The organism is Thiothrix litoralis (genome assembly GCF_017901135.1).
GTDB lineage: Bacteria > Pseudomonadota > Gammaproteobacteria > Thiotrichales > Thiotrichaceae > Thiothrix > Thiothrix litoralis.
Map to the genome: position 1 here is coordinate 3,281,183 of NZ_CP072801.1, position 19,641 is coordinate 3,300,823.

Genomic DNA, 19,641 nt, shown 5'->3' on the forward strand with positions numbered 1-19,641 from the left:
TCGCCACGGGTGTAACCGGAATGGAGATTTTTTAGAGTACTCTGAATTGCTGCCTTTTGCCAACCGCCAACACTTAGGCTATGCTGCGCCGCGATATACCCAAAAAGAGATAGCATCATGCATATTCATACCCCCAATGGTGAGGGGCTGCACCGCATCGTGATCGTAGGCGGTGGCGCGGGTGGCTTGGAACTCGCCACACTACTCGGCGATAGCCTTGGTAAACAACGCCGCGCCCACATTACCCTGATCGACAAAAACCGTACCCACATCTGGAAACCGATGCTGCACGAAATCGCTTCCGGCAGCATGGATTACACCCTGCACGAAATCGACTACCTTGCCCAAGCGCACTGGCACCATTTCCGCTACCGCATTGGTGCCATGAGCAAGGTTGACCGCACTCAACGGCTGGTATTCATTGACTCCCATGCCGATGAAGACGGTCAAACCGTTACCCCCGACCGCATCATTCCTTACGATACTCTGGTGGTGGCGATTGGCAGCCGTACCCACGACTTCAATATTCCCGGCGTGGCAGAACACGCGATCCAACTGGATACGGCGGAACAGGCCGAGCGTTTTCACCGCAAGCTGGTCAATGCCTTTATCCGCGCCAATGCGCAAGCCGACGATTTGCAAGCCGGGCAATTGCAGGTTGCCATTATCGGCGCAGGTGCAACCGGGGTCGAGCTGGCGGCCGAGCTGCATAAAAGTGTGCGTGCTTTGGTGACTTACGGGCTGGAACGCATTGATGCCGACCGCGACGTAACCCTCAACCTGATCGAAGCCGCACCGCGCATCCTGCCTGCCTTACCGGAACGCATTGCCGGGGAAGCCATGCGCGTCCTCAACAAGCTGGAAGTGAAGGTACGCACCGATGCCCGCGTTTCTGGCGTGCAAGCGGGTGGTGTGCAACTGGCGTCCGGCGAATTCATCCCCGCTGAACTGGTGGTGTGGGCAGCCGGTATCCGCTCGTTTGTGTGCCTGCAAAACATGGACAACCTTGAGATCAATGGCATCAACCAGTTGCTGGTCAAACCCACCCTGCAAACCACGCTGGATGACAATATCTTCGCGTTTGGGGATTGCGCCGCCGCCCCTTGGCTGGGCAAGGATGCGGGCACACTGATTCCACCGCGTGCGCAAGCTGCTCACCAACAGGCGATGCACCTCACCCAACAATTGCACCATCGGCTAGATGGCAAACCACTGCGAGATTTCCAGTATCAGGATTTCGGTTCACTGGTATCACTGGGCGAAAACTGGGCAGCAGGCGGCTTGATGGGCAGCCTTGCCAAAGGCACCTTGTTTGTGGAAGGTTACATTGCCCGCTTCATGTACAATATGCTTTACAAAAAACACCAGTTCGGGCTGCATGGCTTCTGGAAAGTAGCACTGGATACGGTATCAGGGTTTATCCGCCGCAGAACCACCCCGCGCATCAAGCTGCACTAAAGCTCCGGCGCTAATACGCTTAACGAGGCGTCCGGTTTTACTTAGGCAGAACCGTTACTTTGAACTTATACAAACCTGAACATCGTCAAATTTGCAGTCAAATTCCTGCTTCACTGGGGCTGGTTTCGCCTTTGGCTTACGCCCAAGACCAGAGCCCCCCCCTCCACAGGCAGACACCGTGTAACTCACGGCGTAGTTGGCTAAGTTAATAGCCGCGTTCACATCCCGATCGTGGCTTACGCCACAGGTCGGACAATCCCACTGCCGGACTGACAGGGGCAGCTTTTCCAGCTTTTCACCGCAGGCGCAACAGGTCTTGCTGCTGGCAAAGAACCTGCCTGCAACTACCACGACACCACCGCGCCTATCGGCTTTGTATTCCAACTGGCGGCGAAACTCAAAAAAGCCCATATCACTGATTGCCCGAGATAGATGGCGATTTTTCACCATGCCAAACACGTTCAGGTCTTCGATGCCAAGGGTATGGAAACGGCGGGTCAAATCCGTCGTGAGTTGGTGCAAAGCGTTCTTGCGGATATTGGCAATACGCGCATGGAGTTTTGCCAGTTTGCGCTTGGCTTTAGCGCGGTTGGTACTGCCGTTGACCTTGCGGGATAGGCTGCGCGAGAGCCGTTGCAGGCGGGAAAGCAAGGCTTTATACGGCTTCGCACCCGTCACCACTTCCCCCGTTGACAGTGTTGCCAGTGCGGATACGCCCAAATCCACGCCCACTACGCCTTGGTTTTCGGCGGGTGGCACGTGACTGGAATCGGTATCCACCGTGATGCTGGCGAACCACTGGTCAGCGGTGCGGGAAACCGTGGCAGAGAGGATTTTGCCGGAAAAGCGTAACGTTTCCCGCATCCGCACTGACCCAAGGTGGGGGATGCGGATGCGGGAAGTGTCAACGGAAAATTGGTCGTTGGTCAGGGTGAAGCTGTCATGGCTTTTGCCTTTCTTTTTGAATTGCGGGTACTTGGCGTGACCTGCAAAGAAGTTCTTGAAGGCTACGCCCAGTTGGATGATCGCCATTTGTGGGGCGTTTTTGGTGACTTCCAGCATCCACGGGAATTGCTCGCGTTTGATGGCATTGAGTTGTTTGCGGAGTGAAAACTGCGAGGGTTTGGGGAGGTCGTTATCGTCTTTCCATGCGGCGTATTGGGTTTGCCATTCCGCTAACGCCCAGTTGTAGGTAAACCGTGCAGTGCCTGCGGCTTTAGCAAAGTAAGTGGCTTGTTTGTTGTTGGGGTCAAGGCGAATTTTGTGGCTGATGATCATGTGCGGGAATCTTCCACGGCTTGCTTTACACCGTCCAGCAGTTTTTTGTTTTTGCGGGAACGCGAGCCGTATAAACGGGCAGAAAATACCGTGATGATTTCCAGCACGTCACTTGCCAAGTCTTCTTCAAACGTGGTGCCTTCTCCCTTATTGACGATGATCACCTCAACCATTCTGCCGCTTCACCGATGGATAGTAACTCGTCCATGTTGTGTATATTAGTATAATTATGTATAAGTTTCAAGTGAACTGTAACTTACCCTTAGGGCAATCGCATTAAAATACTCTTGACAAAACCACGATAAGCCCGTTTCCTATCAGGCTTTTTGTAGCCCCATGAAACAACTCCATTCAACGGCGTCGATAGTCGACCATTTTGCTTCAATCCCTGATCCGCGAATGGATCGTCGCAAGCGGCACAAACTGAGCGATATTTTCTTCATCACCTTGTGTGCGGTGATTTGCGGTGCGGATGACTGGGCATCCATCGAACAGTTTGGCAAAGCCAAAGAAAAGTGGTTCACCGCCGTACTGAATTTGAAACAAGGCATTCCGTCACACGACACGTTTGGGCGGATTTTTGCGCTGATCGATACCCAGAAGTTCAGTGAGTGTTTTAGCCGTTGGGTGGCAGACCTGTCCGGTCTCAGCAGCGGCGAGATCATCGCGATTGACGGTAAATGCCTGCGCCGTAGCCTCGATCGTGCCTCCGGCAAGTCCGCCATTTACATGGTCAGTGCATGGGCAAGCCAGAATCAGCTAGTGCTGGGTCAGCAGCGGGTGGATGACAAGTCCAATGAAATCACCGCCATCCCTAAGTTGTTGATGCAGCTTAATATTGCGGGTGCGGTGGTGACCTTGGATGCGATGGGCTGCCAAACGGCGATTGCCCAGCAGATCGTGGATCAGGGGGCTGATTACCTGCTCAGCCTGAAGGGCAACCAAGGCACACTCCATCAGGACGTGAAACTGTTTTTTGAATCCGCCAACACCTGCCCGCCGAGTGGGCACACCAACGATGACGGCGGGCATGGGCGAATTGAAACCCGCATCGTGCGGGCTACCTCGGACATTAAGTGGCTAAAGAAAGACCATCCCCATTGGACTAAGCTCACCAGCATCATTGCCGTCACCGCCATCCGCGAATGCAAAGACAAAACCACTGAGGAAACCCGTTACTTCATCAGCAGCATGGATGCTTCCAACCCTGAACGTTTGGGGCAAATCGTGCGGGCGCATTGGGGCATTGAAAACAACCTGCATTGGGTGTTGGATTATGCTTTTCGTGAAGACGACCAACGGATGCGCTCCGGCAATGGCGATGCCAACATGGCAGTTGTCCGGCACATTGCCCTCAATTTGGTCAAAACCGAGAAAACCGTCAAGCTCGGTGTAAAGAACAAGCGTCTCAATGCGGGCTGGGATGAGGACTATCTGCTAAAAATCGTCACAGGCAGACCGGGGGCTACCAAGCCTAAAATTTAGAGCTTTGTAAAACAAGATGTTTTTAATGCGATTGCCCTGAACTTACCCTCAGCAAATTACCGTAGAACAACTCTTTACCCGTGCTGGTCTGCATCCACAATTCGCGAAGTTCGCAATCTTGCGGTCTGAAATACTGGTGTGCCAACCGAGCAATGTCCAACAAGCCAATGGTCGGCGAGTAGGTGTTGAGGATCAGGAAACTGTCTTGCGCCAATAAACCCTGCACACCTTCCAGCAGTGCTTCCAGCTTATTGTCGAGCTTCCATTTTTCGCCTTTTTTGCCCAAGCCCCACGCGGGCGGATCCATAATAATGCCTTGGTAATGCCTGCCGCGTTTGAGTTCGCGTTCGACGAACTTGAGCGCGTCTTCGCGCACCCACTTGATGTCAGCCAGCCCGCTGCGCTCCATATTGGTGTGCGCCCAGGTCAGCAGTTGTTTGATAGAATCGACGTGCAAGGTTTCCGCTCCGGTTTGCCGTGCCACACACGACGCCGCTCCGGTATACGCAAACAGGTTGAGGAAACGTCCGTCGGCAGGCAAACGTTCGGCAATAAAATCCCAGTTGCTGCGCTGTTCGGGGAACAGGCCAAGGTGCTTGAAACGGGTCAATTCCAGTTGGAAACGCAAGCGCTGATAACCGATTTCCCACGTAGTCGGGGCGGCATCACGCAAGGCTTGCCAAGTACCGGAATGCTTGTCGGTTTCAATGAACTCCCAATGTGCCTGTGTGCGCCAGTCGCTGTAAGACATACCGGGCTTGAAATAGGCTTGCACCTCGGGGCGGATGGTGAGGATTTTCCCCCAACGTTCCAGCTTTTTGCCGTCGCCTGCGTCGAGCAGTTCGTAATCATCCCAACCTTGGGTGTAGAGGCGTTGGTTCATACTCTCGATGCCAAGGATGCTTTGCCCGCCATGTGTTTGGATATGTGCTGCGCAACCAACGGTTTGCTGTCATGGACGGGCATCAGTGCCAAGGTGGGCAAGGAAAAATGGCTTAACGTTTTCACGGCGGCAGTATCCATTGGTTCGTCGGGTGGAGCATCATCCGTATCAGGCTCCTCTAGCGGTATGTCCAGCACCGTAGTGCCTGAGGTGGGAATAATGGTGGCGGTGGGGCTGATCACTTTCATGATAATGTCGGCGCGTTCTTGCGGCGGGAATTTGACGATAACATCCAGCACCTTCATGCGCATTTCGTGCGTCAATTTGCGTTCTTCAATTTGGTAATGGTGTTGCTGATGCAATTCGGTCATTTCCAGACGCGAGCGTCGCCAGATGTGGAAAAGAACCGCACCAGCAGCGGAAAGAACCAAAATAATACCCACACCTGCACCTGATAATACATAAATGTGCCTCTCCGTGGTTTCAGCCGTTTGACGCTGCATGGCTTCATCGTGCTGGAGGGTTATGCCCAGATGGGCATTTTTAGCCGCTAACTGTTGTTGATTGAGGGTAGCTTTGGCATCCAGCTCAAGCTGCTTCAGAGTCGTTTGGGTTTGCTGCTTTTGTTGCTCGACTTGTACTGCGCTGCTGGATGTCCATTGCTCGCTGGCCAGTTCTTTTTGCATTTTTAGCTGGGCTAATTGCGCATCATGGTTCAAGGTTTGTTGCTGGAGATAGGCTTGGTAATCGAGTTGCTGGCGGTTTAATTCCAGATCGCGTTGCAAGTCGAATTGCTTCAGGGTAATTTCATGCTGTTGTTTATCATCATCCAGCTCCAGTTGCGTCTTCACTTCTGCTGCCGTAAGGGGTTTGTCACTTTTGGCTAGTAAATAGCCTAAAAATGCGATAAATAGGGCAACAAATAGAAGCGTCAATACGCCAGAGGGTTTCATAAATGATTCACGCCAATCGAAACTAAAATAACCAAATTAAACAGGGTAATACTCCCCATCCGCGTTCCTTGCTCTTGGGTTATAGCTGTGCTGTATATAGCTACACTCTACCTTAAAAGTACAGGGCAACTGAGTAAATTTCAAGAAAAAACAGGTAATCAGGGCATGTTTCCCGTATAAATGGTCTGCCCCACTACTGAGACTTTCCTCGTCCTGATTTACGCTGCTCACCAAATAGGCGTTCGTAATCCCAATCACGCAAGGCCAGCAGTACGGTGGAACCCTTGCGCTCCCCCACAGGCAGGCTGGCATCATCCTTGCTAAGGGAATCGAAATCTTTCGCCAGTTGCGTCATTTTACGCTGAAACAGCGCATTGCTGGCATCGCTCAACATGCCATTCAGCACCACCAGCTTTTCATGGGTCTTGCTGAAACGGCTGTGAAAGAATTCGGTTTCGATCTTGGCGAGGAACAGTTTCATGATAGGGCCATCATCGCGCCATTTAAAATTGGGCGCAACCAGCAGCTTGATGCGGTTGCCGGGCAGCAATTCGATGATGTGCAAGCGGTCGAGGTGCGCCAGATAGCGGATCACCTGCGCTTCACTGAAATTGTAACGGCTGATGATTTCTTGCCATGACCAGCGATTAAGCACCAGTACCGTCACCAGCAGCAGACTGAGGTCGTCGGCAATTTCTTTTTCCTGTGCGTGTGTCAGTTCGCTGATCGGCTTGGCGTGTTCGGCACGCATTTCATGCACCAGATCGGAAATTTCCATGCCCATCAAGGCACACACGTCATCCAAGCGTTGCAGTGAAAGGTTTTGTTCGGAAAACAGGCGTTTGACGCTGGCTTCGGAGAGTTGCAGGCAATCGGCAACATCCACATAGGTTTTATTGTGGCGCTTGAGGAGCTTTTTGAGGGTGGTAATGAGTTCGGTGGTTTGCGGCATAGGGTACTTAGATGATAGTTATTACTGTTAAAGTACCGCATGGTAATACGTTTTAAGGATAAATAGCGGGTAGAGGCACAAGATTTCGCGCTCCTACCCTTCAGGGTTTACCCCAGTTTATTGCATTCAATATAAGAATCAGCACTGTTTATGAGTGCTATCATAGACACAAAACGATGGATAGAATTTTATACATCCGAGACATTTACTCAGCATATTCTTTAAGGATTTTGTTGGTTTTGGCTTCGTTGATACGGTTCGCCAAACGTTGCGCTTCGTGGTCATCACGCAGGGTTTTCGAGAGCATAATGGTGGAACTGACAAGAAACAGGGCGTTTAACGCCAGATACCCCTTGGTCAATAAGTTGCCTTCCAGAAAGAAAATGAAGGCGACCATTGCCGTTAAAGCGATACCGAACGTCAGCTTGACGAAAAATGTCCAGCTACTGCTATTGGGAAGGGCGAGTGTGTCGTTCATGGTGTGTTCCTCTGGTTTGTCGTTTGGGTTGGTATGAGAGGAAGATTAGGCGAAGGTTGCGTGGGTCGCAATGCTGACCGCAGAGGTTGAATCCGGCAAGTCTTTGGGTAGCAAAATACGCTACTTGTGGGTCAGGCGTACCAAGCATTGACAGAATGCCCCCTTCACCTCTGCACCAAACCTGCATCCTTCTCCACTGCTTTTCCACACGGCTCTCACGGAATCTCCATTACCTTTCTTTATGATGCAAAGCAACGCAGTCACCAGAACCCAAGGAGCCTTCCGTGCACAACCAGCGTTTCTACCTCAAACTTGCCATCATCGCTTTCCTGATCTTGTTTTTGCTGATTCCGCAAGCCTTCATGCTGGGGCTGGTCGGCGAACGCGCCAGTTGGCGGCAGCAAGCCTACAGCAGCATCGAACAAAGCTGGCCGGGGATGCAAACCCTCGCAGGCCCCGTGCTCATCGTGCCTTATCAGCTCACCTATAACACCAAGGAAAGGGTCAAGGACAAAGACGGTAAGGAACGCGAAACCGTGCGCGAAGTCACCGACCATGAGCTGCTTTACCTGATCCCCAACCAGCTCGACATTGCCAGCAAGCTGCAAAGCGCCTTGCGCTACCGGGGCATTTACGACGTGCCGGTGTACAGCAGCGGCCTGCAAGTCAGCGGCGCATTCAACACTCAGCCCCTGCTCGACCTGATCGCCACCACCAAGGGCAAGCAACTCCACTGGGACAAGCCGCAACTGTCGGTAATGGTGCGTGACCAACGCGGCATTGCCGCCCCGCCCAGCCTGCAATGGAACGGAGCCAACCTCGCCTTCAAACCTGGCAACAACCTGCCCGGCAGCGCCAGCGCGGGGATGCACGCCATTCTCCCCGAAATTGACCCTACCCAGACCAGCCAAGTGCCCTTCGCGTTTGATCTGGAATTGCGCGGAATGCATTCGATGAATTTTGCCCTGCTCGCCGAAAACAGCGCGGTAAAACTCAGCGCCAACTGGCCGCACCCCAGCTTCAGCGGCGAATTGCTACCCGAAACCCGCGAAGTCAGCGACACCGGCTTCAACGCCGTGTGGAAAGCCTCGTCGTTTTCCTACAATGTCAGTGGCGCGTTGGAACAATGCCGTCAGGGTGAATGCGCTGGCTTACTGGAACGTGCGGTCGGTTTCGAGCTGATCCAGCCGGTGGATGTGTACCAGCAATCCGAACGCAGCATCAAATACGCCGCGCTGTTTATCGTGCTGACCTTCGTGGTGCTGATCCTGTTTGAATTGTTGAAAAAGCTGCGGGTACACCCGGTGCAATACACCCTCGTTGGCTTTGCGCTGTTGGTGTTCTACCTGCTGCTGATTTCGCTGTCGGAACACGTCGATTTCCTGCGGGCGTATACGGTGGCGGCACTCGCCAGCACCAGTTTGCTGACGCTGTACTTCGGGGCGATTTTGCACAGCCGCAAGCTGGGCTTGATGCTCGGTTCGGGGCTGGCGGGGTTATACGCACTGCTGTACGTCATCTTGCAGGCTGAAGAAAACGCCTTGCTGATGGGCAGTGTGCTGATTTTCGCGGTACTCGCGCTGCTGATGTTGGCCACCCGTCACCTTGACTGGTATGCCTTGACGGCGGGAAATTCCCCTAGCCGTACAGCTTCCGGTACAGACCAGCCTGCTCCAGTAATTGCTGATGACGCCCCTGTTCGCTGATACTGCCGCCTTCAAACACAAAAAGGTGGTCAGCGTGGCACACCGCACTCAAGCGGTGTGCCACTCTCCAACGTAATCGCGTTTGAGTGCTTGACGCTATCATCTTTGACTGCCATCTACCCAAATGGAACTACACCGTTGTCCCTTCCATTGCAATCGCTTAACCTAGGGAAGTTGTTTCGTGCGCGTTCCTTAATGGCAGTGGCCATTCTTACCACAGTAACACCAAGGATGGATGCTCCTACTATCATGAGAAAACTAGCACAAATATCTTTTCTATCGAGCATTTTTTTTGCATTAATTAGTGGTGGTTTTTTCCTACTTTTCCCCGACAAGGCGGCGACCGTCATGGATTACGTGAAACTCAAAACTGGCGGTAAATACAGCGTGGCGCAACGGCTGGAACAGTTCGGCACGGCTGCTGCCAGCCGCCTTGCACCACACTTTCAGCAAGCAGGCGTAGCATTTCCACCACCTGCCATTACCTTGCTGGCATTCAAAGACAGTAAGCGGCTGGAGCTTTACGCCCGTGACCCGCAAGGTACATGGCAACAAGTGCGAACTTACCCCATCCAAGCCGCTAGCGGGGTGTTGGGGCCGAAACGGCGGGAAGGCGACCGCCAAGTGCCGGAAGGCATTTATGCCATCGAATCGCTTAACCCCAACAGCTTGTTTCATGTATCGTTGCGGCTCAATTACCCTAACGCTTTCGACCAGCAAATGGGGCTGGCGGATGGGCGCGAAGCACTGGGTTCTGACATCATGATCCACGGCAAAGCCAAATCCATCGGCTGTTTGGCAATGGGCGATGAGGTGGCAGAAGAATTATTTGCGCTGGCGGCGTGGGTGGGCAAGGAAAACATGCGGGTGGCGATTGCCCCGACAGATTTCCGGCACAAGCCATTCGCACAACCCACTAGCTTGCCGTGGTGGGCAGGGGATTTGTACACAGCCTTGCGCACTGAACTTTCACATTATCCACTGGGAAATTAGCAATAATGGCAATCGCGCGTGCATTCACCAGCACAATGCCATAAAGTTGCAAGCTATTGATCCAAAACACGAGCAGCCCCATGAATACACCCCACGACGAACAGGCCGCCCGCGAATTGCTCCAGCAATCCAGTGGTAGAATTACGCCTGCCCGCATTGGCGTGCTGGGTATTTTGCTGGAAGCCAAAGCCGCCCTGAGCCATCAGGAAATCGAACAACTCGCCACCCAACAGGGCTTGTCTTTCGACCGCGTAACCCTGTACCGCGCCCTCGACTGGCTGGTAGAACAGGGCATGGCTCACAAGATCAGCGGCGCAGACCGTACTTGGCGTTACAACGCGCAAACCGGCACAGCGCACCAGCACGCGCACTTCCACTGCAACCATTGCCAGCAAGTGTTTTGTCTGGAAAATTTGCAACCCGCTTTCATGCTTTCCTTACCGCCGGGCTACCAGCTTGAGCAAGTAGAAGTGAACCTGCAAGGCACTTGCCCCGCTTGTCAGCCGAAAACCTAACAAGATGGTAACTTGCCAGCGCCCCGCATCCGCACTAAAATCATCTGCAACTATGTTGCAAAAAAACCCAAACAGGATCCTTCATGACTGACACGGTGGACGCTCGCATCCCCATCACCCTGCTGACCGGCTTCCTTGGCAGCGGTAAAACCACCGTGCTCAATAGCCTGTTACGTGCGCCGCCACTGACGGCGGTGATCATGAATGAATTCGGCAGCATCGGCCTCGATCACCAACTGGTTGATAATATTCAAGGCACAATGGCGCTGCTTTCTGGCGGTTGCGTGTGCTGCGAAATTCAAGGTTCGCTGGTTCCCACCCTGAAAAACCTGTGGATGGGGCGGCGCGACGGCAAAATCCCCCCCTATGAACGCATCATTATCGAAACTACCGGCATTGCCGACCCCACCCCGATCATGGAAACCTTGCTACGTTCCGACTGGGTAGCCAAACGCCATTATCTGGATGGCGTCGTCACCACGGTGGATGCGGTGTTCGGCAACCAACAGCTCGACCAGCATTTTGAAGCGCTGCGCCAAGTCGCGGGTGCAGACCGTTTGCTGCTGACCAAAACCGACCTGGCCGATGTGGCCAGCATCCAGCAACTCGAAAGCCGCCTTGCCCAGCTCAACCCTTCCGCCGCCATTAGCCACATCCAGCACGGCAACGTTGACCCGGACAGTCTTTTCAAACTGCGGGCTTACCACCAATCCGAACCGGCAAAAGCCAAGCAGTGGCTGGCAGCCGAGCATTTCCGGCTGGTTAGTGCGAATTTGCCGCTGAAACAGCCCAGCATCCTCAACCCTAGCGTACCCACACACGGCGGCACGGATCAGCGCATCCGCAGCTTTTCCCTGACGTTCGACGAAGCCTTGCCGTGGGCAGGCGTTTCCGAAGCCCTCGATACGCTGGTGGAATTTTGCAGCGCCCGCCTGTTACGCATGAAAGCCATCGTCAATGTGCAGGAATACCCCGGTCGCCCCATCGTACTCCACGCCGTACAACACCTGTTTTACCCCTCGGTGGAATTACCCGCATGGCCTGACGACGATCAGCGTAGCCGCTTTGTGTTTATCACCTCAGACCTTGACGAAGACTTTGTAAGCAATTTGCTGACATCGTTTACCCAAACCGTTAGCAAGCCATAAACTGGAGAACACCATGAAATTCCCTAGCACCCTCATCAGTACCCTCAGCCTGCTGTTAGCGCTGTCCAGCAGCCCACTCCACGCCGACGAACATGAAGAGCACGGCGTACACGAACATGGCGCGGCTACCTTGTCGCTGGCCGTCGGGGAAGCGGGGGTCGACATCATGCTCGAATCCCCCGCCGCCAATATCGTGGGTTTTGAACACGCGGCCACCACCGATGAAGACAAGCAAACGCTGGCAGATGCACAGAAAAAGCTGGAAGCGGGCGCTGACTTGTTCGCCTTTAATGCTGAAGCTGGCTGTACTTTCAACAGTGCCGAAGTGGTTTCCGCCCTGTTGGGTAACACAAACACCGAAAAACATGACGATCACAGCGATATGGATGTGGCATGGGCGTTCACCTGCACCGCCCCGGCAGCGCTGACGGAAGTTACCACCAAACTGTTCGCCGCCTTCCCTGACGGCTTTGAGCACCTCAAGGTTGAGTGGGTAACAGATAAAAGCGCGTCAGCAGTGGCATTGGAAAAAGATGACACCATCAAACTAAACTGATCGCAAGGTATGCCCCATGAGCCAAAACCTCAGCACAAGCAATGATTACAAGGTGTTCTTACAAGACATCAAGCAGCGTATCCACACTGCCCAAATCAAGGCGGCGCTAGCCGTCAACCAAGAACTATTGCACTTGTATTGGGACTTGGCGGAACAGATTGTTGCCAAACAACAGGCTGCATCATGGGGTGATGGCTTTTTGCAGCAGATGAGCCGCGACTTGCAGGCAGAATTTCCCGGTATGCGCGGATTTTCCAAGCGTAACTTGGAGCTGATGCGTCAATGGTATCGTTTCTGGTCAAGCACCCCCGCAATTACGCAACAGCTTGTTTCGCAATTACCGTGGGGACACAACTTAATCATCATCAGCAAAATCAAGCATCTTGACGAAGCCTTGTTTTACGTCCAGAAAACCATCGAAAATCATTGGTCACGCGCTGTCCTCATCCATCAAATCGAATCTGGCTTCTACCAACGCAATGGCAAAGCCATCAACAATTTTCAAGCAACCTTACCCGCGCCACATTCCGACCTTGCCCACCAAACCCTGAAAGACCCTTACTGTTTCGATTTTCTGATGCTGCGTGAAAAACACGATGAACGCGAACTTGAAAATGCGCTGATTGAACACATCACCCGTTTTTTGCTGGAATTGGGCGCAGGTTTTTCCTACATGGGGCGGCAATACCGACTGGAAGTAGCGGGGGATGAGTTCTTCATGGACTTATTGTTTTACCACGTGCGGCTGCATTGCTACGTGGTGATAGAACTCAAAACCGTCAAGTTCAAACCCGAATTTGTCGGAAAACTGAATTTCTACATTTCAGCCGTGGATAGCTTGCTAAGAACGGCTGAGGATAACCCTACTATTGGCATCCTAATCTGCAAATCCAAAAACGATACGGTGGTGGAATACGCGCTGCGAGATGTTCATAAACCCATCGGGGTGAGTGAATACACCATCACCAAACACTTGCCCGCCGATTTACAATCTTCTTTGCCCAGTATCGAGGAGATTGAAGCAGAACTAGGAAAAAACAGTGCCTAACGTCATCGAACTCCACAACCTGCATTACCGCTGGAAAGGGCAGACCCACGACACGCTGGCGATTGCCGAACTGCACGTCGCAGCGGGTGAACACCTGTTCATTCGCGGCGCAAGCGGCAGCGGCAAAACCACTTTTCTCAACTTGCTGGCGGGAATCCTGCACCCTGCCAGCGGCAGCTTGAATATTCTGGGACACGCTTTGCACAGCATGAACCATTCCGCCCGTGATCGTTTTCGGGCGGATCACATGGGCGTGATTTTCCAACAGTTCAACCTGTTACCGTATTTATCGGTGCGTGAAAATGTGCAGTTACCTTGCCATTTTTCCACGCGACGCAAGCAACAGGCTGGGGATATGCAAGCCACCACCAACCGCCTGCTGGAACATCTGGGGCTGGATAGAAAACTGTGGGAACGCCCCGTCACTGACCTGAGCGTCGGGCAACAACAGCGCGTCGCCGTCGCTCGTGCCCTGATCGGCAGCCCTGAACTGATCATTGCGGATGAACCGACGTCGGCGCTGGATACCGATACCCGTGACGGCTTCCTCGACCTATTGTTCAAGGAAGCAGCCGCGCAGGGCAGTACGATTGTGTTCGTGAGCCACGACCCGCACATTGCCAGCCACTTTCCGCGTGTGGTGGACTTGGCGGAAGTGAATCGACCGCCACCCCAAACCGTTGCCTTGTATACTTCCCCCTAATCACCGGCACCAGAGTAAAAACCCATGACATCACCCACTGACAAAACGCCCTCACAACCGCTACACCTCGCAACCACTCAAAAGCAGCCCAGAAACCCACTGCACGGCCTGACCTTACAAGCCATCCTCACCGAACTGGTAGACTATTTTGGCTGGGAAGGTTTGGCGGAGCGCATCCCGGTACGCTGTTTTGCCAGTGACCCCAGCATCGCCTCCAGCCTGAAATTCTTGCGCAAAACCCCGTGGGCGCGGGAAAAAGTCGAAGGGTTATATGGCTTTATGTTACGTGAGAAACGGCGCGAATCATGATCCTCCTCAACCTCACCCTACGCAGCCTGTGGAATCGCCGTGCCAGCTTGCTGCTCACGCTGTTTTCCATCGCCATCAGCGTCTCACTGCTATTGGGCGTGGAATACATCCGCAAAGAAGCCAAAAGCAGTTTCTTAAGCACCATCTCCGGCACAGATTTAGTGGTGGGCGCACGCAGTGGCCCGGTGCAATTGCTGCTCTACAGCGTGTTCCGCATTGGCAATGCCACCAACAATATCAGTTGGCAGTCGTATCAGGACATCGCCAGTAAACCGCTGGTGGACTGGACGATTCCCATCAGCCTCGGCGATTCGCACAAGGGCTATCGGGTGCTGGGTACGAATCAGGATTATTTCCGCCATTACCGCTACGGCGACAAGCACTTACTGGCATTCGCAGCGGGTAAACCGTTCGAGGGCGTATTTGATACGGTCTTGGGTGCAGAAGTTGCCAGCAAACTGGGCTACAAACTCAATGACAAAATCGTGGTGGCACACGGTGCGGCTTCCACTAGCTTTACCCTGCACGACGACAAGCCATTCCACGTGGTCGGCATCCTCAAACCGACCGGCACGCCCATCGACCGCACCGTGCATGTGACGCTGGAAGGTATCGAAGCCATCCACATTGACTGGGTGAACGGCACCAAAGTCCCCGGCTACCACATCAGCGCCGACGAAGCCTTGCACAAGAACCTGCAACCCAAGCTCATCACCGCCTTCATGGTCGGGCTAAAAAATCGGGCAGCGGCTTTCCGGGTGCAACGTGAGATCAATGATTACAAACGCGAACCCTTGCTGGCGACCGTCCCCGGTGTGGCCTTGGCGGAACTGTGGCAGGCGCTTGGCATGTTTGAAACCGTGCTGCGCATTATCACCGGCTTTGTGGTCGTCGCAGGCTTGCTGGGTATGCTAACCACGCTGCTGTCGACCTTGAATGAGCGACGCCGTGAAATGGCGATTCTGCGAGCCGTCGGCGCACACCCGTACCATGTTTTCCTGCTGTTTGTGCTGGAAGGCGGGGTATTGGCGGTGCTGGGTTGCTTGCTGGGGGCAGGGCTGGTGTACGTCGGGCTGTTTGCTGCCCGCCCGTGGGTGGTGGCGGAATACGGCTTTTACCTACGCACTTGGATTCCCGACCTCAATGATGGGCTGATGCTTGCAGTAGTGGCGGTGCTTGCGCTACTGTTCAGCCTGATTCCGGGGGCTATTGCGTATCGCCGCTCCCTCCAAGATGGTTTGACCGTAAGGGTTTGAGATGAACACAAGGATTTTACCTGTATTGCTGGCTAGCCTGTTATTGGTGGCCTGTGGTGAAGAAAAACCGGCTGATAAAGCCCCCGACCAAGCCGCCGAGAGTGGTCAAGCCATTGCCCAGCCTGCTGTTGCCAGCGCAAGCGCCAAGCAGCCTGACAAACAAGCAGAAGACTTGATGGACGCTCAAGCCGAACTACCTGTGGATGCCCCAGCGATTGGTACGCCCATCCAGAACCTTGCCCCCAAAACCGGCGACCAACCCAAACAGCACGGCGAATACACCGAAATCGAGTGGGAAAACCTTGAATTGCCCGGTGAGGGCTTGGCAGACATTATGAAAAAGTACCAGCCACAAATCGACACTATCCCCGAAGGTGATCCCGCCGAAGAGGCCGTCATGGAAAAAATGCAGGCAGAGCTGAATGCTGCCCCGGTCAACCCGGCGCTCAATGGCAAAAAGGTCAAAATCCCCGGCTTCATCTCGCCACTGGAAGTCGATGAAACTAAAGGCATGGTGAAAGAATTCCTGCTGGTACCGTATTTTGGCGCGTGCATCCACGTGCCGCCCCCACCGCTCAACCAGACCTTACTGGTCAAGCCGCTGGAAGGCAAAAGCATTGGCATGGAGCGCATGTACGAGCCGGTATGGGTGTCTGGCACGATCGTCACCGAACAAGTTCACACTGATCTTGCCGAAGCGGGCTACCAGATCAAGGATGCTTCCGTCACCATCTACGAAGAAAAAGAGGATGATGCTCAGCAGCGCCAGGATTAATTAGCCATGCTGGTGGGGCACAAGGCGTTGCAGCGCCAGACGCCACACCAGCCAGTACAACAGAATACCCGAGGCATCCGCTGCAAAGTCTGCCAGCGAGGCAGAGCGCCAGGTGGTAAAGGCTTGTAGTAACTCGATAAAAGCGCCGTAACCTAACAGCACCGGCACTTTCCAGCGCCAAAAACTGCGCGGTGTTGCCAAATCCAGTAAGACCGCAAACCCGAATAAGGCTCCCGCGTGCATGAATTTGTCGGCATTGGGGAAACCGCCAGTACCAACGCCCGGCAACAGCGCGGCACCAATCCCCAAGAGTGCCAAGCCCAAAAAGAAAAACTTGAGAATAAGTCGAATGTGTGGCGGCTTTAACTTAAATTGTAAGAGTATGGCCTGCATGTATATACCTACTGATGTTGAGCGTTTGCGTTATATTGTTGGAGCGTCTGTAAGCGAATTCCCAGATGTTCATCTCAAGACAGCTATATTTACAAGCATTATACAGACATCAAAAATTTAATAACCCATTAATGTCAGCCTGCATTCGATCTACGGTTTCACGGCCTTCAGCAATAGCTTCAGCAGCCCGGTGAAACTCCAGTAAACCAATATTTTCTAGGCGTGGGGTCAATAAGATTTCTGGCGGGTCGCCTGCCATGCGGCTGCGAGTAATTTTATCCTGCATGATATTGATCGAAGCTGCCAGCGCATCCAACAAACCCGGGGCAGTGTCCTTGTCCTTATTGCTATCCGGTAACAGTGTCGACGAATACTCGCGTAAGGAAGCGGTCAGCGACTCCACTAGAGTATCTGTTTTCGAGCCATTACCGTTCTTGCTAGCTTTGGGTTCTACCTTGGAGTGTTGGGTATGGTGAGCATAACGGCGGGCTACATTACCGTTGAGGTTCACCGCAATAATGATGTCAGCCCCCAAGGCGCGACACAGCGAAACCGGCACGGGATTCACCAGCCCCCCATCGACTAACCAGCGCTTGCCATGCTGGTAAGGGGTAAACAAACCGGGCAGAGAAATGGAAGCCGCTACAGCATCCAGCACCGCGCCCTCGTTAAACCAGATCTCGCGTCCGTTTTCCAAGTCAGTGGCAACACTGGCAAACTTACGTGACAACTCGCTGATCTGAGTGCTTGCATCACAAACGTGCGTGTGGAAAAACTGCTGTAACTTGTCGCGTTTGACAAAGCCGTTCAAGGAAGGGTTCAGCTCGAAAAAACGCACCAATTCCATACGGTTCAGCGAAAGTACCCAGCTTTCCAACTTATCCAGATTCCCCGCTGCATAAGCTGCTCCCACAATCGACCCCACCGAACATCCACAAATGATGTCAGGGTGAATACCACGTTCTGCCAGCGCTCGCAGCACGCCAATGTGTGCCCAGCCACGCGAAGAACCACTGCCGAGGGCGATGCCGATACGGGGATGTGTCATTGCCTTAATCCATTGCGACCACAATACGGTTACTGGTATCCGTCAACACGGTAAAAGCCCGGCGACGTTCCTGACCATTCAGCGTGGCTACCGCCTCGTAGTGACCCGGCGATACCAGTAGGTTGGCCGAATGGCGTTTGGGCGCTGCGATGGCTTTCCTGCCACCATCCAGCCGGTAAACCGTCCAGCTCATGGGGCGCAGGGCAGGGCCATTATTCAGGGTGGCAATCAGGCTGACCTTACCACCCGGCATCTGGATACTTGCCCGGTTAATACCGCCGGGGGTAATGCGAAGCCGGTGCGTGTGGCTGATACCATTGCCCCGGCTTGCCAGCATTTCATAATCGCCCGCTGGCAGAATGGTGTCAATCTGCTGGCTATCCTCACGCTGCATGAGTACTTTGGCAACCTTGGTATCTGCTGACACTGCCGAGAGGCTCCAGTTAGTATCCTCAGCATCACTGCTGACCCGTAAACGCCCGACACTGGGGGTAAATGGCACAGTGGTAACGTTGGCAGCAGCGACTTCGACAACCTTGTGCTCCTCATAAGCACCGATCACCAAACTGACTTCATACTTGCCCGCAGGCAGCGATACAGCAGGGAATAAGCCCGCCAGACGCTGCGTTTTATGCGAAGTGTCCTGCGCTTGGACTTGCCAGCCAATATCCCTGACAGCAATCCCCAACGCCGCTGGTAGCGAGACAGACAAGGACAGATTGTGAAGAGGCAGTGTATTTTCCCCGGCAATACCTAAGCTACTCCCCAAGAGCAGTAATGCGCCCACGACCATGTTGCGTGACCACGCTGCGTCCATTTTTACCCAAGCTGTTGGCTGATTATTTTTATTCGTTAACATTAAATCCATACCACGTTCTGACAGATTTACTATGAAAAGCGATTACGGGCTGAATGACAACGATCGGCAGATGGGCAAGAGGGTTTTTACGCCTGACGGAGGGTGTCTTGACATCCTTCCCGCCCTAAAGAACGAGGATTCCTCCTACGAGACAGCTATGCCCAGCCGCGAGAATGTTCCGAGCTGCATTGACATCTCTATCGTGCAGCGTGCCACACTCGGCACACATCCATTCTCTTATTCCAAGCCCTGCTCTACCTTTCGGACTGCTGGCGGAAAGACTGCCGCAACACGAGCAAGCTTGGGTAGTGTACGCTTCGTTGACTTCCGCAAACACCACTGACCGCGTGATCGCTTTGTATTTCAGTTGGATTTTCAGCATGAACCGGCCTGCACCCAAGACGCTTTTTGCCATCGTGGTTTTGGCTAAGAAGGCCAACATGGGCTGTGCCGCTGGCGGGTATAACGGCAAATTCCACCACCACATTGAAATACCAACGACCCCGTACACCCTCTGAAAACGAACCGGAACGGAAAGCGTATTGCGACAAGCCATAGCTGTCCCACACCTCCGCTTCATGGTTGGCTTGTTACAACGCTAACGCCTTGTTGTAAACAAAGCGGCACGATCCCGCGTAACGGTGTAGGTTGCGCTGTTCCTCCCCGTTGGGCTTGAGTTCGTTGGCGTCGTTGCATGAAAGGATAGGTTAAAATCTCTGCCTTGTGCGCCTGAATCCACCGTAAATGCGGGTTTCAGCCGACAAACGGAAGAGGCGCAGCGATGCTGCCCTCGCTCTGCATCCTCGCCCTGAAGGACGAGGTTTTACGCGAAAGACGAATAAACC

Annotated in this window: 22 protein-coding genes and 1 pseudogene; 12 read left to right on the forward strand and 11 right to left on the reverse strand. The window is 53.6% G+C overall.

Going from position 1 to position 19,641, the window contains the following annotated elements; all coding sequences use genetic code 11:
- The first annotated feature begins 117 nt into the window (after window positions 1–117).
- Entirely contained in the window at window positions 118–1,458 is a 1,341-nt protein-coding gene (locus J9253_RS15900; RefSeq protein WP_210221885.1) for an NAD(P)/FAD-dependent oxidoreductase, read from the forward strand.
- 54 nt (window positions 1,459–1,512) lie between these two features.
- Here the strand turns inward: J9253_RS15900 and J9253_RS15905 are convergent, their stop codons facing one another.
- A complete protein-coding gene (locus J9253_RS15905; RefSeq protein ID WP_210221886.1) occupies window positions 1,513–2,736 on the reverse strand; it encodes an RNA-guided endonuclease InsQ/TnpB family protein in 1,224 nt (407 codons plus the stop codon).
- Window positions 2,733–2,906: pseudogene (locus J9253_RS15910) on the reverse strand (IS607 family transposase); the annotation flags it as partial. The gene J9253_RS15905 and the pseudogene J9253_RS15910, both read right to left, overlap by 4 nt.
- Window positions 2,907–3,072: 166 nt before the next feature.
- On the opposite strand from J9253_RS15910, the gene J9253_RS15915 reads away from it, so the two are divergent.
- On the forward strand, window positions 3,073–4,221 hold the full coding sequence (locus tag J9253_RS15915; protein ID WP_210221251.1) for an ISAs1 family transposase: 1,149 nt from the start codon (window positions 3,073–3,075) through the stop codon (window positions 4,219–4,221).
- Between the two features lie 22 nt (window positions 4,222–4,243).
- Here J9253_RS15915 and J9253_RS15920 read toward each other — a convergent pair whose 3' ends face one another.
- From J9253_RS15920 to J9253_RS15935, 4 genes are all read right to left on the reverse strand, one after another.
- Complete coding sequence (locus J9253_RS15920; protein WP_210221888.1) at window positions 4,244–5,104, reverse strand: class I SAM-dependent methyltransferase; 861 nt, start codon at window positions 5,102–5,104, stop codon at window positions 4,244–4,246.
- On the reverse strand, window positions 5,101–6,057 hold the full coding sequence (locus J9253_RS15925; protein ID WP_210221889.1) for a hypothetical protein: 957 nt from the start codon (window positions 6,055–6,057) through the stop codon (window positions 5,101–5,103). The genes J9253_RS15920 and J9253_RS15925 overlap by 4 nt, the downstream gene beginning before the upstream one ends.
- A gap of 193 nt (window positions 6,058–6,250) precedes the next feature.
- A complete protein-coding gene (locus tag J9253_RS15930) occupies window positions 6,251–7,009 on the reverse strand; it encodes a helix-turn-helix domain-containing protein (RefSeq protein WP_210221890.1) in 759 nt (252 codons plus the stop codon).
- Between the two features lie 205 nt (window positions 7,010–7,214).
- Window positions 7,215–7,487, reverse strand: coding sequence for a YiaA/YiaB family inner membrane protein (locus J9253_RS15935; RefSeq protein ID WP_210221891.1), 273 nt, complete (start codon window positions 7,485–7,487; stop codon window positions 7,215–7,217).
- Window positions 7,488–7,771: 284 nt separating this feature from the next.
- Here J9253_RS15935 and creD point away from each other — a divergent pair, with 284 nt between their 5' ends.
- From creD to J9253_RS15985, 10 genes are all read left to right on the forward strand, one after another.
- Window positions 7,772–9,193 carry a cell envelope integrity protein CreD gene (gene creD / locus J9253_RS15940; protein ID WP_210221892.1) on the forward strand — a complete coding sequence of 474 codons (1,422 nt, stop codon included), beginning with the start codon at window positions 7,772–7,774 and terminating at the stop codon, window positions 9,191–9,193.
- Between the two features lie 348 nt (window positions 9,194–9,541).
- The gene (locus tag J9253_RS15945; RefSeq protein WP_228291402.1) at window positions 9,542–10,186 is read left to right on the forward strand and encodes a L,D-transpeptidase family protein; all 645 of its coding nucleotides are present in this window, start codon (window positions 9,542–9,544) and stop codon (window positions 10,184–10,186) included.
- A gap of 80 nt (window positions 10,187–10,266) precedes the next feature.
- Complete coding sequence (locus tag J9253_RS15950; protein WP_210221894.1) at window positions 10,267–10,701, forward strand: Fur family transcriptional regulator; 435 nt, start codon at window positions 10,267–10,269, stop codon at window positions 10,699–10,701.
- 83 nt (window positions 10,702–10,784) lie between these two features.
- Window positions 10,785–11,849, forward strand: coding sequence for a CobW family GTP-binding protein (locus J9253_RS15955; protein WP_210221895.1), 1,065 nt, complete (start codon window positions 10,785–10,787; stop codon window positions 11,847–11,849).
- A 13-nt stretch (window positions 11,850–11,862) separates the two neighbouring features.
- Window positions 11,863–12,405 (forward strand): ZrgA family zinc uptake protein, encoded by a 543-nt coding sequence (locus J9253_RS15960; protein WP_210221896.1) that lies wholly within the window; start codon window positions 11,863–11,865, stop codon window positions 12,403–12,405.
- Window positions 12,406–12,421: 16 nt separating this feature from the next.
- Complete coding sequence (locus J9253_RS15965) at window positions 12,422–13,453, forward strand: PDDEXK nuclease domain-containing protein (RefSeq protein ID WP_210221897.1); 1,032 nt, start codon at window positions 12,422–12,424, stop codon at window positions 13,451–13,453.
- The gene (locus J9253_RS15970; protein WP_210221898.1) at window positions 13,446–14,156 is read left to right on the forward strand and encodes an ABC transporter ATP-binding protein; all 711 of its coding nucleotides are present in this window, start codon (window positions 13,446–13,448) and stop codon (window positions 14,154–14,156) included. Before J9253_RS15965 ends, J9253_RS15970 begins: the two co-directional genes overlap by 8 nt.
- Before the next feature lie 24 nt (window positions 14,157–14,180).
- A complete protein-coding gene (locus tag J9253_RS15975) occupies window positions 14,181–14,465 on the forward strand; it encodes a VF530 family protein (protein ID WP_210221899.1) in 285 nt (94 codons plus the stop codon).
- Window positions 14,462–15,721: an ABC transporter permease gene (locus J9253_RS15980; RefSeq protein WP_210221900.1), complete on the forward strand. Its 1,260-nt coding sequence runs from the start codon at window positions 14,462–14,464 to the stop codon at window positions 15,719–15,721. Before J9253_RS15975 ends, J9253_RS15980 begins: the two co-directional genes overlap by 4 nt.
- Window position 15,722: 1 nt before the next feature.
- Entirely contained in the window at window positions 15,723–16,496 is a 774-nt protein-coding gene (locus tag J9253_RS15985) for a DUF3299 domain-containing protein (RefSeq protein ID WP_210221901.1), read from the forward strand.
- Here J9253_RS15985 and J9253_RS15990 read toward each other — a convergent pair whose 3' ends face one another.
- The 5 genes from J9253_RS15990 to J9253_RS21355 form a co-directional block, all read right to left on the reverse strand.
- Window positions 16,497–16,889, reverse strand: coding sequence for a VanZ family protein (locus tag J9253_RS15990; RefSeq protein WP_210221902.1), 393 nt, complete (start codon window positions 16,887–16,889; stop codon window positions 16,497–16,499).
- Window positions 16,890–16,998: 109 nt separating this feature from the next.
- Window positions 16,999–17,937: a patatin-like phospholipase RssA gene (gene rssA / locus J9253_RS15995; protein WP_210221903.1), complete on the reverse strand. Its 939-nt coding sequence runs from the start codon at window positions 17,935–17,937 to the stop codon at window positions 16,999–17,001.
- A 4-nt stretch (window positions 17,938–17,941) separates the two neighbouring features.
- Window positions 17,942–18,796: a hypothetical protein gene (locus J9253_RS16000; protein WP_210221904.1), complete on the reverse strand. Its 855-nt coding sequence runs from the start codon at window positions 18,794–18,796 to the stop codon at window positions 17,942–17,944.
- 124 nt (window positions 18,797–18,920) lie between these two features.
- Window positions 18,921–19,283, reverse strand: a complete 363-nt coding sequence (locus J9253_RS16005) for a transposase (RefSeq protein WP_323128849.1) — start codon at window positions 19,281–19,283, stop codon at window positions 18,921–18,923.
- A 103-nt stretch (window positions 19,284–19,386) separates the two neighbouring features.
- A complete protein-coding gene (locus J9253_RS21355; RefSeq protein ID WP_210224644.1) occupies window positions 19,387–19,500 on the reverse strand; it encodes a helix-turn-helix domain-containing protein in 114 nt (37 codons plus the stop codon).
- Between the last annotated feature and the right edge of the window lie 141 nt (window positions 19,501–19,641).

Bases quoted from the DNA above. Each gene is read 5' to 3' on its own strand.
- J9253_RS15900 (WP_210221885.1), top strand. From the start codon at position 118: ATGCATATTCATACCCCCAATGGTGAGGGGCTGCACCGCATCGTGATC.
- J9253_RS15905 (WP_210221886.1), bottom strand. From the start codon at position 2,736: ATGATCATCAGCCACAAAATTCGCCTTGACCCCAACAACAAACAAGCC.
- J9253_RS15915 (WP_210221251.1), top strand. From the start codon at position 3,073: ATGAAACAACTCCATTCAACGGCGTCGATAGTCGACCATTTTGCTTCA.
- J9253_RS15920 (WP_210221888.1), bottom strand. From the start codon at position 5,104: ATGAACCAACGCCTCTACACCCAAGGTTGGGATGATTACGAACTGCTC.
- J9253_RS15925 (WP_210221889.1), bottom strand. From the start codon at position 6,057: ATGAAACCCTCTGGCGTATTGACGCTTCTATTTGTTGCCCTATTTATC.
- J9253_RS15930 (WP_210221890.1), bottom strand. From the start codon at position 7,009: ATGCCGCAAACCACCGAACTCATTACCACCCTCAAAAAGCTCCTCAAG.
- J9253_RS15935 (WP_210221891.1), bottom strand. From the start codon at position 7,487: ATGAACGACACACTCGCCCTTCCCAATAGCAGTAGCTGGACATTTTTC.
- J9253_RS15945 (WP_228291402.1), top strand. From the start codon at position 9,542: ATGGATTACGTGAAACTCAAAACTGGCGGTAAATACAGCGTGGCGCAA.
- J9253_RS15950 (WP_210221894.1), top strand. From the start codon at position 10,267: ATGAATACACCCCACGACGAACAGGCCGCCCGCGAATTGCTCCAGCAA.
- J9253_RS15955 (WP_210221895.1), top strand. From the start codon at position 10,785: ATGACTGACACGGTGGACGCTCGCATCCCCATCACCCTGCTGACCGGC.
- J9253_RS15960 (WP_210221896.1), top strand. From the start codon at position 11,863: ATGAAATTCCCTAGCACCCTCATCAGTACCCTCAGCCTGCTGTTAGCG.
- J9253_RS15965 (WP_210221897.1), top strand. From the start codon at position 12,422: ATGAGCCAAAACCTCAGCACAAGCAATGATTACAAGGTGTTCTTACAA.
- J9253_RS15975 (WP_210221899.1), top strand. From the start codon at position 14,181: ATGACATCACCCACTGACAAAACGCCCTCACAACCGCTACACCTCGCA.
- J9253_RS15980 (WP_210221900.1), top strand. From the start codon at position 14,462: ATGATCCTCCTCAACCTCACCCTACGCAGCCTGTGGAATCGCCGTGCC.
- J9253_RS15985 (WP_210221901.1), top strand. From the start codon at position 15,723: ATGAACACAAGGATTTTACCTGTATTGCTGGCTAGCCTGTTATTGGTG.
- J9253_RS15990 (WP_210221902.1), bottom strand. From the start codon at position 16,889: ATGCAGGCCATACTCTTACAATTTAAGTTAAAGCCGCCACACATTCGA.
- rssA (WP_210221903.1), bottom strand. From the start codon at position 17,937: ATGACACATCCCCGTATCGGCATCGCCCTCGGCAGTGGTTCTTCGCGT.
- J9253_RS16000 (WP_210221904.1), bottom strand. From the start codon at position 18,796: ATGTTAACGAATAAAAATAATCAGCCAACAGCTTGGGTAAAAATGGAC.
- J9253_RS16005 (WP_323128849.1), bottom strand. From the start codon at position 19,283: ATGTGGTGGTGGAATTTGCCGTTATACCCGCCAGCGGCACAGCCCATG.